The 12,628-nt window shown below is 67.4% G+C and carries 13 protein-coding genes; 8 read left to right on the top strand and 5 right to left on the bottom strand.

The window, feature by feature from the left end; translation table 11 throughout:
- Positions 1–422 precede the first annotated feature (422 nt).
- Positions 423–3,584, top strand: a complete 3,162-nt coding sequence (locus FG323_RS01365; RefSeq protein WP_141452864.1) for an Rne/Rng family ribonuclease — start codon at positions 423–425, stop codon at positions 3,582–3,584.
- Between the two features lie 105 nt (positions 3,585–3,689).
- On the opposite strand, the gene FG323_RS01360 is transcribed toward FG323_RS01365, so the two are convergent.
- Positions 3,690–4,337 carry a response regulator gene (locus FG323_RS01360; protein WP_141452644.1) on the bottom strand — a complete coding sequence of 216 codons (648 nt, stop codon included), beginning with the start codon at positions 4,335–4,337 and terminating at the stop codon, positions 3,690–3,692.
- A 173-nt stretch (positions 4,338–4,510) separates the two neighbouring features.
- On the opposite strand from FG323_RS01360, the gene FG323_RS01355 reads away from it, so the two are divergent.
- From FG323_RS01355 to FG323_RS01345, 3 genes are all read left to right on the top strand, one after another.
- Positions 4,511–5,383: a M28 family metallopeptidase gene (locus FG323_RS01355; protein WP_141452643.1), complete on the top strand. Its 873-nt coding sequence runs from the start codon at positions 4,511–4,513 to the stop codon at positions 5,381–5,383.
- A 347-nt stretch (positions 5,384–5,730) separates the two neighbouring features.
- On the top strand, positions 5,731–5,952 hold the full coding sequence (locus tag FG323_RS01350; RefSeq protein WP_141452642.1) for a hypothetical protein: 222 nt from the start codon (positions 5,731–5,733) through the stop codon (positions 5,950–5,952).
- A 313-nt stretch (positions 5,953–6,265) separates the two neighbouring features.
- Complete coding sequence (locus FG323_RS01345) at positions 6,266–7,081, top strand: isocitrate lyase/phosphoenolpyruvate mutase family protein (protein WP_141452641.1); 816 nt, start codon at positions 6,266–6,268, stop codon at positions 7,079–7,081.
- Positions 7,082–7,124: 43 nt separating this feature from the next.
- Here the strand turns inward: FG323_RS01345 and FG323_RS01340 are convergent, their stop codons facing one another.
- A complete protein-coding gene (locus FG323_RS01340; RefSeq protein WP_141452640.1) occupies positions 7,125–8,021 on the bottom strand; it encodes a LysR substrate-binding domain-containing protein in 897 nt (298 codons plus the stop codon).
- 119 nt (positions 8,022–8,140) lie between these two features.
- Between FG323_RS01340 and FG323_RS01335 the strand changes: the two genes are divergently transcribed.
- The 3 genes from FG323_RS01335 (at position 8,141) to FG323_RS01325 (ending at position 10,378) form a co-directional block, all read left to right on the top strand.
- The gene (locus FG323_RS01335) at positions 8,141–8,857 is read left to right on the top strand and encodes a glutathione S-transferase family protein (RefSeq protein WP_141452639.1); all 717 of its coding nucleotides are present in this window, start codon (positions 8,141–8,143) and stop codon (positions 8,855–8,857) included.
- 114 nt (positions 8,858–8,971) lie between these two features.
- A complete protein-coding gene (locus FG323_RS01330) occupies positions 8,972–9,736 on the top strand; it encodes an SDR family oxidoreductase (RefSeq protein ID WP_141452638.1) in 765 nt (254 codons plus the stop codon).
- Positions 9,737–9,856: 120 nt separating this feature from the next.
- Complete coding sequence (locus tag FG323_RS01325) at positions 9,857–10,378, top strand: hypothetical protein (protein WP_141452637.1); 522 nt, start codon at positions 9,857–9,859, stop codon at positions 10,376–10,378.
- Here FG323_RS01325 and FG323_RS01320 read toward each other — a convergent pair.
- Genes FG323_RS01320 through FG323_RS01310 form a run of 3 tightly spaced genes read right to left on the bottom strand, consistent with a single transcriptional unit; the run spans position 10,375 to position 11,932 of the window.
- The gene (locus tag FG323_RS01320) at positions 10,375–10,863 is read right to left on the bottom strand and encodes an SRPBCC family protein (protein ID WP_141452636.1); all 489 of its coding nucleotides are present in this window, start codon (positions 10,861–10,863) and stop codon (positions 10,375–10,377) included. The two genes, FG323_RS01325 and FG323_RS01320, sit on opposite strands and share 4 nt — an antisense overlap.
- Before the next feature lie 20 nt (positions 10,864–10,883).
- Positions 10,884–11,237 (bottom strand): metalloregulator ArsR/SmtB family transcription factor, encoded by a 354-nt coding sequence (locus FG323_RS01315; protein ID WP_141452635.1) that lies wholly within the window; start codon positions 11,235–11,237, stop codon positions 10,884–10,886.
- Positions 11,238–11,239: 2 nt separating this feature from the next.
- Positions 11,240–11,932, bottom strand: coding sequence for a glutathione S-transferase family protein (locus FG323_RS01310; protein ID WP_141452634.1), 693 nt, complete (start codon positions 11,930–11,932; stop codon positions 11,240–11,242).
- A 210-nt stretch (positions 11,933–12,142) separates the two neighbouring features.
- Between FG323_RS01310 and FG323_RS01305 the strand changes: the two genes are divergently transcribed.
- Positions 12,143–12,628 carry a DoxX family protein gene (locus FG323_RS01305; protein WP_141452633.1) on the top strand — a complete coding sequence of 162 codons (486 nt, stop codon included), beginning with the start codon at positions 12,143–12,145 and terminating at the stop codon, positions 12,626–12,628.

The following is a 12,628-nucleotide window of genomic DNA, read 5'->3' as shown; positions in this document are numbered from 1 at the left end:
GGTCACTATTATTCTGTTACACTCGGCGGGCGAGATAAGGGTTTGATTTCGCAGGGAGTTGTCGGCTTGGAAGCAAGCCGTGGGCCAGAAGCCCGGCTTCCCGCGATTCCGGCAGGCGCGCGGCCACCGCCCCAGGGGCGGCCATGTTAGCGGCTTGCCGGCGAACCCGGATACCGCCGGACGCGTGACGGCGCCCGTAGCTGAACATGTCCCGCGCGGCGCCACCACTGGTTGGGAAGCTGCCGCCGGCCCGTAACACACTTTGAAAAAAAAGCGCTCCCGCGGCCTGCCGTGGTGTCGTAGCGCTGGAAACCCAACCCGCCCCGCTGCGCCTGCGCAAGGGGCGGAGCACCGTTCCAGAGGCGAAACGCCATGGCGTTCCGCGCGGTAGTAGCGCGCGAGGAACGCAAACAATGAAACGCATGCTGATCAATGCGACGCAGGCTGAAGAACTGCGCGTCGCCATCGTGGACGGCCAGACCCTTTACGACATCGATATCGAACAGCCGTCGAAAGAGCAGAAGAAGTCCAATATCTACAAGGGCCGCATCACCCGGCTCGAACCCTCCCTCGAAGCCGCCTTCGTCGACTACGGTGCCGACCGGCATGGCTTCCTGCCGCTGAAGGAAATCTCCCGCGATTACTTCCAGGCCGGGGTCGACCACAACAAGGCCGGCCTGCGCGAACTGCTGCGCGAAGGCCAGGAAGTCGTCGTCCAGGTGGACAAGGACGAGCGTGGCAATAAGGGCGCCGCCCTGACCACGTTCATCTCCCTGGCCGGCCGCTACATGGTGCTGATGCCCAACTCGCCCACCGCCGGTGGCGTGTCGCGCCGCATCGAGGGCGATGACCGTGCCGAGCTGAAGCGGGCCATGGACTCGCTGGCCATCCCCGACGACATGGGCGTCATCATCCGCACCGCCGGCGTCGGCCGCGATGCCGAGGAACTGCAGTGGGACCTGGATTACCTGCTGCAGGTCTGGAAGGCGATTGCCGAGGCCGCGCTGACCAAGCCGGCACCGTTCCTGATCTACCAGGAGTCGCGCCTGATCGTGCGCGCCCTGCGCGACTACCTGCGCGCGGACATCGGCGAAATCCTCGTCGACACCGAGGAACTGCACGAGACCGCGCGCGAGTTCATGCAGCAGGTCATGCCGCAGAGCCTGCGCAAGCTCAAGCACTACAAGGACGACATCCCGCTGTTCAACCGCTTCCAGATCGAATCCCAGATCGAAGGCGCGTATGAACGCAATGTCCGCCTGCCCTCCGGCGGCTCCATCGTGGTCGACCAGACCGAGGCGCTGACCGCCATCGACGTCAACTCGGCGCGCGCCACCAAGGGCGGCGACATCGAGGAGACCGCGTTCCACACCAACCTGGAGGCGGCCGAGGAAGTGGCCCGCCAGCTGCGCCTGCGCGATCTGGGCGGCCTGGTGGTGATCGACTTCATCGACATGTCGAGCAACAAGCACCAGCGCGAGGTCGAGAACCGCCTGCAAAACGCGCTGAAGTACGATCGCGCCCGCGTGCAGCTGGGCCGCATCTCGCGCTTCGGCCTGATGGAAATGAGCCGCCAGCGCCTGCGTCCGTCGCTGGGCGAATCCAGCCAGATCGTCTGCCCGCGCTGCGACGGCCACGGCCGCATGCGCAGCGTGGAGTCGCTGTCGCTGTCCATCATCCGCGTCGCCGAGGAGCACGCGATGAAGGAAAACACCGGACAGGTCCTGGTCCAGGCGCCGGTGGAAATCGCCAATTTCCTGCTCAACGAGAAGCGCAGCGCGCTGCGCGAAATCGAGACCCGCCACGACGCGCCGATCATCATCGTTGCCGACGAGGCGCTGCACACCCCGCACTACGAAGTCACGCGCGTCCGCGAGAACGAACTGGGCGAGGAAACCACCAAGCCCAGCTACCAGCGCGGCACCCCGCGCAAGTTGCCGGTGCATGCGCTGACCAAGGCACAGCTGAACATCCCGGCCGCCCCGGCGGTGACCCATGTGAAGCACTCTCAGCCCGCGCCGGTGCGCGAGGAACGCGAAACCCCGGCGCCCGCTCCGGTCGCACCCACGCCTGCCCCGGCGCCGGTCGCCGCGCCGGCTTCCGGCGGCCTGTTCGGCTGGCTCAAGCGACTGGTCGGCGCCGAAAGTGCGCCGGCACCCGCGCCGCAGCCGCGTCAGCAGGACAACCGCCAGCCGCGCAACGAGCGCAATGATCGCGGCCAGCGCCGCGACGGCCGCCAGCAGCAGGGCCAGGGGCGCGGCGGCAATGGCCAGCAGCGCCGCGAGGAAGGCCGCGGCAAGGGCCAGCAGAACAACGCCGGCGGCCAGAACCCGCAGAACGCGCAGCAGAAGCCGCGCAACGAACAGCAGCCCAAGCAGCAGGGACAGCAGCAGCCCAAGCAGAGGCAGCAATCGCAGCCGCAGGCGCCCCGCCAGCAGGGCCAGGGTCAACAAGGCCAGACCCAGCAGCAGGCACCGAAGCCGCCGCGCGGCGAACAGGCCCAGCCGGCGCAAAAACCGCAGGCCGCCCCGGCCTCGAAGCCTGAAACCGCTTCGCCGGTTGCGGTTGCTCCCGCCGAAGCCGAGGTGAGCAAGGTCGCAGCCGTGACCGCGGTCGCCCCGGCGGAAGTCCCGCGTCCGCAGCCGCATGTTCCGTCCGAGACCATCGCCGAACCCGCGGTGGACGCAAGCAATCAGGACGGTGTGACGACCGCGTCCGATGAAGGCGCCGCCGGTGATGCCGCGCAGGGCGAAGGTGGCGGACGTCGTCGCCGTGGCCGCCGCGGTGGCCGTCGTCGTCGTCGTGGCAATGCCGAGGGCGCGACGCTGGCCGACGATCAAGCCGGCGACGATCTTTCGGATCTGGGGCCGGACGAACAGGATGCGGTCGCCAGCCGTTCGCAACCGGAGTTCGATTTCGACGACGAGGAACCGACGGCCGCGCCGTCCCGTCCCGCCGCTGTCGCGCCGGTGACGCCCGCTTCGGCCGCGCCGAACCAGGACAAGCCCGCGACGGCTGCCGTGACGCAGACCACTCCCACGGTCGTCCCGACGGCACCGGTCGAAGTCGTTGCCGAAGCGCGTGCCGAAGTCGCCGCGGTCGCGGACAACGGCGATGTGCGTGCCGTCATCGCCGAAACCGTGGAGGTCGAAGCGCAGGCCGGCAACGAGATCGTCCAGGCGGTCCAGCAGGACATCGCGACGGAGTCTCCTCCGGTTGCGTCCACGGCCCCCGCGCCCGAAGCCCCGGCCGCCACGCCCGCTCCGATCGAGGTGGCCTCCACTCCGGTGGCGACCAGCACTGAAGTCGTGGCCGAGCCGGCCAGCGAGCAGGCACGCGCCGAACGAGCGGAGCCGGCTCCGGCCGCCCAGCCGGCGACGCCTTCCGCGCCACCGCGCGGCACCACCGGCTCGCTGTTCTTCGCGCTGGATGCGGACACTCCACCGTCGGTGACGCGCGGCCTGTTCGAACCCGTCGCCACGCCCAAGCCGACCGCGCCGGAGACCTCGACCGGCATCGCCCATAACGACGATGAAGAGCAGCCGGTGGATCCGGATCATCCGGAGAACGAGCGCAGCGCCTGACATCTCCAGATGCATCGGCACGACGAAAACCGGCTGGCGACAGCCGGTTTTCTTTTGTCCGCAGGAAAGACCCGATGCGCACCCGGCACCGGATAAAACGCCTCGCTAGAGCGATTTTGCCGGGTCCAGCAATCCGTACTGGGCGGCCAGCCTCGCCAAGGCGATGTTATCGGTGACGCCCGCCTTCTCGAATAGGCGCGTCTTGTGCGTGTTGACGGTCTTGGCGCTCAGGCTCAGGCGCTTGGCGATTTCTTCCTGGCGCAAACCCTGGATCAGCAGCATGGCGACTTCCAGCTCACGGGGCGAGAGTGCGTCGAAAGGAGAACCATCCCCGGCCACGTTGAGCAACGCCAGGTTCTGGGCCACGCTGCTGCCCAGGTAACGTTTGCCGCGCGCGACGTCGCGCACCGCGCGGATCAGCTCCTGGGCGTCGCCGCCCTTGCCCAGATAGCCGGAGGCGCCAGCTTCCAGCAGGCGCTTGGGCAACGGCCCGTCTTCCAGCACCGACACGATGATCACCCGCGTTTCCTGATCGCCGCGCACGATGCGCTCGGTCACTTCCAGCCCGCTGTAACCGGGCAGGTGCAGATCGCACAGCACCACGTCGGGCTTCAGCTTGCGGATGACCGGCAGGGCCTCCTCGCCGCTCTCGGCTTCGCCCACCACCTCGAAATCGGTTTCCTGCGCAAGGATCATCCGCATGCCGGTTCGCACCAGCGCGTGATCATCAATCAGGAACACTCGAATCGTCATGCCACATCCCCTTCCGAGCCTCGGCTCAACACCGAGCGTATTCCCGGAATGCGGCCATCGCAACTCACATTCTAGCCGTCCATGCGCGACGCGATGACCTCCCACTGGTCATGCATCGTCCTGGTTCCCGGCTCATGCATACTCGCCGTTCACGCCTTCGGAAGGAGCCTTGAATGACATCGAAAACATCGGCACGCCCGTTCTGGGCCGGCCTGTTGCTGCTGGTTGCCCTGCCCGTCTGCGCCGCCGACGGCGGCGATGCGGCGGAATGGAAAGGCCAGGTCGCCCGCATCAGCGCGGGCGCCGATACCGCCGCCCGCGGACAGGCCATCACCAATCGCCTGGACGCCATGGGCGTGACCTGGCGCGAAGAGGCCTTCGAACAGAAGAACAAGCACGGTCGCAATCTGCTCGCCGACCTGGGCGGAAAAGCCGATGCACCGCTGCTGCTGATCGGCGCGCACTACGATCGCGTCGCGGTCGGCCACGGCGCGACCGACAACGCATCCGGTTCCGCCGCGGTGCTGGAACTGGCCGCGCGCCTGAAGGCACGGCCACTGGCCAACCATCGCGTGCAGATCGCGTTCTGGGATCTGGAGGAAGCCGGCCTGCTCGGTTCGCACGCCTACGTCACCACGCCGGGACGCGAGAAACCCGCGCTGTATGTCAACTTCGACGTGTTCGGCTGGGGCGATACCCTGTGGATGATGTCACCGCAGGCCGATTCCCCGCTGATCGCCGCGCTGCGCGGGGCGAGCACGGGGCGCAAGCTGGGATTCCAGCCGGGTGAACACTACCCGCCCACCGACCATCTCGCCTTCCTCAAGCAGGAATGGCCGGCGGTTTCCTTCTCACTGGTGGGACGCGACGAAATCGACCCCATCCTGGCGGTCTTCGGCGGCAAGCAACCTGCCACCGCGCCGAAGGTCATGCAGGTCATTCACAGCCCGCGTGACACCGTCGCCGAACTCGACGACGGACGCGTGGACGATGCCCTGGATGTCATCGAGCAGGGATTGCGCGAATGGGACGCCGCCGCGCGCTAGGACACACCGGGAAAGGAGAACCTTGCCGGGGCGGCTTGCGAGAACCGCCCCGGCTTTCCGGACGGCGACGGTGTCGGGCTCGCGACTGACCGCCGGGCATCCGCGCCTGTGCGCGGACGTTGGGCTCTCTGGCGGCTCCCGGGTCATCGGCCGGTCCGGGAAGTGGGCCGGGGTGATCGGCACCTGCCACTTCCGGGATTTATACGTGCTCCGGCGCGAAGAACCCGTGTAGAGAAAACGTATCCCGCACACGTGCGGGTCATACCAAAGGCGCAGGCGTTCTTTGCACGGAGATGACATCCCTGTCGCTAGCCTGTCGGCAACCGATGCTGCCTTGCCGCGCCATGATGACGCTCGATCTCCCCCATTCGCCCGGCCACGATGGCAGCTTCCTGCTGTCGATCAACGAATCCGAACCCCTGCATTTTCCGTCGCGCATTTCAGCGCTCGCCTACGCCAGCAAGCTTGCCTGGCAACGCGAACAGCAAGGCCTCGACTACGCGATCAATGTAGAGGGAGGCGACGGCAAATGGCGCCTGTTCCGTGGCGTGCGCCGGCTGCGTGCCTGACCTGGGTCCCGGGACATCGGATTTTTCCTACAGCAGGTCGGGCATTGCACCGACTGACTGGTCGCGTGCGCCGCGGCATTCTGGACGCGTTCCCGGAAGCACGCCCTGCGACGGTCAGGATGACCGCTCTGCAATGGAAAACGGGCGCCGCCTTTGAGCAAGCGGAAGCGGCCCGGGAACCTCCCCCTTCAAGGTCCGGCCTGGATGGTGCCGGACCTTTCTTTTTTTGCGATGGCCCGATGACGGCCGAAAACGGTGAGTCCATGCATGCCGGCTGTGGCAGCATCGCGGCATTCCCCTCAGGACCACCAGCATGCCAACCACCGCCGAACACACCGCCCTCTTTCGCCAGTTGCACGCCGATGGGCTGCTGCTGCTCGCCAACGCCTGGGACGCGGGCAGCGCGCGCCTGATTGAATCGCTGGGCGCACGCGCCAGCGCCACCACCAGCGCGGGCCTGGCATGGTCGCAGGGCTATCCGGACGGCGACCATCTGCCGGTCGCGCGGCTGCTGGACAGCGTCGACAGCATCGTCCGTGTCCTGTCGACGCCGTTGACCGTCGATATCGAAGGCGGCTACTCGGATGATCCCGACACCGTCGCCGACACCGTGCTGCTACTGGTCCGGCGGGGCGTGTCGGGCATCAACCTCGAGGACGGCGAAGACGATCCCGCCGTGCTGTGCGCCAAGATCGCGCGCATCCGCGAGCGTTGCCGGGACGCGGGCAGCGACGTGTTCGTCAACGTGCGCACCGACGTCTATCTGCGCCGGCTCGCTCCGGTGGGTGCGGCCAGCGTGCAGGAAACCCTGGCGCGCGCAGCGCTCTACCGCGAGGCTGGCGCCGATGGGCTGTTCGTGCCGGGCGTGGTCGAGGAACCCGAGATCACCGCCATCGCCCAGGGTGCGGGCCTGCCCTTGAATGTCCTGTGGCGCACGGCCTTGCCGGATCCCGAACGACTTCGCCAGTGCGGCGTGCGTCGCCTCAGCGCCGGCTCGGATCTCGCCGAATCGGTCGCCGGTCATCTGCAACGGCGTGCGCAGTCGTTCCTCACCGGGGGAGCCGGTATGCCGGCGGATCCGCAGGCGATGGGCTATGGCCAGCTCAATGCGCTGTTCGCGCCCGCCTGATCGGCTTGTCCATCGCGCGCCGCGCCGTTCCCGGTGTGGCGCCTCAGTCGCGGCCCAATGATTCGACCAGGAAATCCACGACCGCGCGCACGCCGGGCAGTTGCCCGCGCCGGTGCGGCATCACCAGCGTGGTGCTCACCCGCCCAGCATGCCACCCCGGTAAAACACGGGACAACGCGCCTCCATCCAGATCCGGCCGGCACAAGGATTCCGGCAGGCAGGCGATACCCAAGCCGGCGCCGGCAGCCGCCCGCAGCACCTGCGATTCATTGGCAATCATGCGCGGCCGTGGCGTCACCTGCACCGTTCGCGCGTCCGCATCCTCCCGCATGAGCGTCCAGCGCATCGCGCCGGCACCACTCAACAGGCCATCGTGCCCCTCGAGTGCTCCCGGCTCCGCCGGCATTCCGTGGGCGTCCAGATAGCCGGGCGAAGCCACCAGTACGATGCTTTCCTGGACGATCCGTCGCTGCACCAGTCCCGAATCGGGCAACGGTGCGAAATGGCTGCGCACGGCGATGTCATAACCTTCCTGGACCACGTCCACGAAGCGATCGGTCACGTCCAGTTGCAGACGCAGGCGCGGGAACCGTTGCGCCAGCCGCGGCAGGTGCGCCGCCAGTTGTCCCTGCGCCACCGGCACGGACGCGGTCATGCGCACGGTGCCGCTGGGCTCGGCCACCCGCTGGCGCACGATGTCCTGCGCGGCCTCGGCCTCGATGATCGAGGCACGGGCATGCTCGTAGAAGTCCCGCCCGATGTCGGTCAGGGTGAAGCTGCGCGAGGTGCGATGGATCAAGCGCACTTGCAGCGCTTCTTCCAGTTCGGCCACGCGCTTGCTCAGGGTCGACTTGGGCAGACCCAGCCGGCGCGATGCCGGCGCGAAACCGCCGTGTTCGACGGCGGCGACGAAGAACAGCAGGTCATTGAGGTTCAGCACCGGAAGTCCATGGATGTGGACGATAAGTCGCCATTTTGCGTACTACACGGGCAAAGTCCACGACTTTATCGTTTCTTCACCGGCCGGGACTTCCCTCTCCACTCCAAGGATCTTCTTCCATGACCACCACCACTACCACCCTGCTGTATGGCGTGCCCTCGGGCTGCTCCTTCGGTTCCATCGTCGCGCTGGAATGGCTTGGCCTGCCCTATCGGCTCAGTCGGATTGCCATGCCCGAGGAAGTCACCGGCGATGACTACCGGCGTCTGAATCCGGCCGGTGAAACCCCCACCCTGATCACCAAGGACGGCGAGATCGTCAGCGAAAGCATGGCCATCCTCAGCCATCTCGGCGCACGCGGCCTGGACACCGGGCTGGCATTCGCCCAAGGCACTCCGGGCTTCGATCGGCTCAACCAGATGCTGGCGTTCCTCAACACCACGTTCTTCAACGCCTTCAGCCCGCTGTGGCATGCGCTGGAGCACGGCAGCGAAGGCGCGGAGAAACAGGTACTGCGCGAGTATGGTCGCGGCAAGGTCGTACGCGCGCATGCCTTGCTGGAACAGCTGCTGGGCGACCGTCCCTGGTTGCTCGGTGATCGGCGCACGTTGGCCGATGCCTACTTCGTCGGCATCGCCCGCTGGACGAAGTACCACGACCTGATCGACCGTCGCGACTACCCGAACCTGCAGCGCCTGTTCGACAAGCTGGAATCCGATCCGGCGGTGATCTTCGCGCATGCGATCGAAGCCGGGCGCCCGGCGGTGTCCGCGGGTGGATTCCAGGGACATGTGCCGCTGCATGGCGTGCTCGGAGAGTTCCGCCGGGCGGCCTGATCCCCGGGCAATGAATGGCCTCCGGCGGCATCCCGTCGCCGGAGGCGCAAGAACCGGAGAGTCGCCGGAAGGCATCGCCGACACACTGGCGCCTCTTCTCCACGAGGATTCTCCATGAAGGTTCTGCAAGGCAAGGTCGCCATCGTCACCGGCGCGAGTTCCGGCATCGGCGAAGCCAGTGCCCGGTTGTTCGCGCGCGAAGGCGCCCGCATCGTCGCGGTCGCACGCGGCGAGGAGGGCCTGCGCCGGCTGGTCTCCGCCATCGTCGACGAGGGCGGTGAAGCGTTCGCGGTCGCCGGCGACGTGCGTGACGAAAGCTGCACCCAGGCCGCGGTACGCGCGGCGACCGAACATTTCGGCGGACTCGACATCGCGTTCAACAACGCCGGCACGCTTGGCGAGATGGGACCGACGCTGGACGTCTCCGTACAGGGCTGGCGCGACACCCTGGACATCAACCTGACGAGCGCGTTCCTGGCCGCGAAACACCAATTGCCGGCGATGCAGGCACGCGGTGGCGGCTCGCTGATTTTCACGTCGACCTTCGTCGGCCACACGGTCGGCCTGCCCGGCGCGGCCGCCTACGCGGCGAGCAAGGCCGGCCTGCTCGGCCTGACCCGCGCCCTGGCGGCGGAGTTCGGCGCCGAAGGCATCCGTGTCAACGCGCTGCTGCCTGGTGGCACCGACACGCCGATGGCACGGGCGATGAACGGCACCGCGGAATCCTGGGCCTTCGTCGAGAACCTGCACGCGCTCAAGCGCACCGCCACGCCGGAGGAACAGGCGCGCTCGGCGTTGTATCTGGCGTCCGACGCCTCCTCCTTCACCACCGGCACCGCGCTGCTGGTCGATGGCGGCGTTTCGATCACCCGCATGTAGAGGCGGCGCGCCCGGAACTTTCCCGCTTTCCCTCCTCGCCTGTCCCCGCGCGCCACGCTAGAGTGGCGGCGGGGAATCGGCTCAACGGCGGTCCACAGCGGCCGCCATGGGGGAACATCGATGAAGACGAACACCATGGGATGGGTCGGCGCGGCGCTGTGCCTGGCAACGGCTACCGCATCGGCGCAGGAAGCGCCGTTGTCGGAGGAACAGCAGATCCTGCTGCGCGCGGCGCAGAACGTCACCACCCGCACCGAAACGGTCAGCAGGATTCTCGACTATTGCACCCGCCAGGACGCCGGCTTCGCCGCCACCGGGCTGGACAGCATCCGCGCCTGGCGGCAACGCAACCAGGCCTACGTGGATCTGGGCCCTGCCCTGCGCGAGGAGACCTACGCGATGGGCGTGCGCCAGTTCGGCGTCACCCGCGAAGAAGCCGAAGCCGCGCTCATGGCTGCGGTCGAAGAGGTCGCCGGCACCTTCGCCGAGGAGATGGAACAGGTCGATGAACCCGCCCGCCGGCGCCACGCCTGCGACGCCTATGCGCGCAAGATCAGCGACGGCGAACTGGACATCGGCTTCGAACGTCCCGAGGTGAAAGCGATGCTCGACGCCCGCCTCGATGGAACGCGCAAACGCTAGCCGGCGATGGCGTCGGAGTTCCCGGCGAGCCAGGCCGCCAGTTTCTCCAGTCCGACTTCGGTCCCCTCGCGGCGTTCGCCATGATCGGTATAGCCGTCCAGGAACACGACCTGTTCGGTGAACGACATCAGCGTGCCGCCGGCATCGGGCCGCAGCGACACCGTCACCAGCGATACCGAGATGCGCCGCTCGCCCAGCAGCAGGTCGTAGGCGTAGATGATGCGCCGCTCGGGCACGATGTCGAGGAAATGCGCACGGAACACGTGCGCGAGTCCATCGCTGTCATGGACCTGGTTGTATTCGCTGCCGCCGATGCGGAAATCCAGCGCGTAGCCGGCGTTGTTCCAGTCGTCGTGGCAGGAGAACCACGCCTGCTTGGCCTCGGCCTGCGACCACGCCGCGAACACCCGCGCCGGCGTTGCCGGCAGCTTGCGATCGATGCGGAAGTGGGTGTGTGCCTCGGACAGTTCAGAAAGGGGCGGCATGCGATGCTCCTTGGGCAGTTTCAGCGGGAGGAATCCGCGTCATCGGATCCGGTGCGGGCGAGGAAGGCTTCCAGCCGGTCGAAGCGACGCCGCCAGCTACGCTCGCGTTGAGCCGCCCACGCTTCGACCTGGGCCAGCGCGCCCGGTATCAACCGGAACGTGCGCACGCGCCCCTGCTTCTCCGAGGCCACCAGTCCGCCCCGCTCCAATACGGCCAGGTGCTTGACCACCGACGGCATCGCCAGGTCCAGTGGGCGCGCCAGCTCCGATACCGAAGCCGGTCCCTGGCTGAGTTGATCGACCATCCGCCGCCGGCTGTCGTCGGCCAGCGCATGGAACAGCGCGTCCAGGCGTTCGGAAGCCTGCGCCGCCATGGTCAGTCCGTCTCCAGCGGTTGCAGGAAGCGTGCGGGTATCCGCTCGCGATAGGGAAAAAGATCGAAGTAAGGCCGCGCCTCGTCATAGGTGCGGCGCACCGAGGGCCGCGCCATCAGGCGTTCGAAATAGGCCGCCAGCGCGCCGAGTCCGGGCGGAAACGGGTGCACGATGCCGGCATAGAACAGCGCCGGCGACGCGGAGCAGTCGGCCAGGCTGAAAGTGTCGCCGGTGATCCATTCGCGTCCGGCCAGTTGCTTTTCCAGCATGGCATAGGCGCTATCGAGCGTGGCCAGCGCTTCGGCCACGCCGCGTGCGTCGTGCTCACCGTCGCCGCGGAGGCGGTCGATGACGACTTTCTGTACCGGCTGATGGACGTAGTGGTCGAAGAACCGATCCCATAGCCGCACCTGCAATGCGGCTTCCGGCTCCGTCGGCAACATGGGGCGCAGCCCGGGATAGTGCTGGTCCAGGTACTCCACCACGATGCTGGATTCCGGAATCACCGCGTCGCGGCGCACATCGCGCAGCACCGGCATCTTACCCACCGGCCAGACCTCCAGGAACGCATCCAGCGAATCGGCGTTGTCGTGCCGGACGATGACGCCCTCGAAGGGCGTGCCGTGCTCGTACAGCGCGATGAGCACCTTGTGGCAGAACGAGGCGAGCGGATGGTAGTAGAGCACCAGGTCCATCGATGTCCTCCGGGGGAGGCGTGCCGGGATGGCGCGCCAAATAGTTTCCATGTTGGCTAAGTATTAGCCCGGCAAGGGACCGGGCGCAAGTGCCCGCGCCGGCTTCCGCTTGGTCACCCCGGCCGTGCCCTTTGTCCCAGCCGCGTTGTCCCGCGACGCGCGGATGTTCATCGTGGCCGCTCCCCGCGCCCGCCATCCGGAACATCGCCCATGCATTCCCTGTTCAACGGCTATCCCTGGATCCGTGCCGGAACCAGCCTGCAGCTCCTGCGCATCGTCACCGCGGTCCTGTTCATGGCCCATGCTGCGGTCCGCATCTTCAACGGCACGATTCCCCGTTTCGCCGAATTCATGGAGGCGCAGGGATTCCCGCACGGCTCGGCCTGGGTCTGGGCAATCACTTTGTACGAACTCACCGCCGGCACGCTGCTCGTACTCAACCTCGGCGTGCGCTGGGCGGCGTCGGGCCTGGCGGTGATTGCCGGCGTCGGCATCCTGCTCATCCACTGGAAGAACGGTTGGTTCGTCGGCGAGCACGGCGTCGGCGGCAGCGAGTACAGCATCGCGCTGCTCGCCATGCTGCTGGTGATCGCCGCGCATGACGCCAATCGACACGCGCAGGCCGTCGCCGCCCTCACGCCGCAGGTGAAGGACAAGGCGCCACCACCGCTGGTGCGGTTGACCGGAACGGATTGA

It is taken from the genome of Pseudoxanthomonas sp. z9 (assembly GCF_006542425.1).
Taxonomy (GTDB): Bacteria; Pseudomonadota; Gammaproteobacteria; order Xanthomonadales; family Xanthomonadaceae; genus Pseudoxanthomonas_A.
This window is presented reverse-complemented; position numbering and strand designations above follow the sequence as displayed.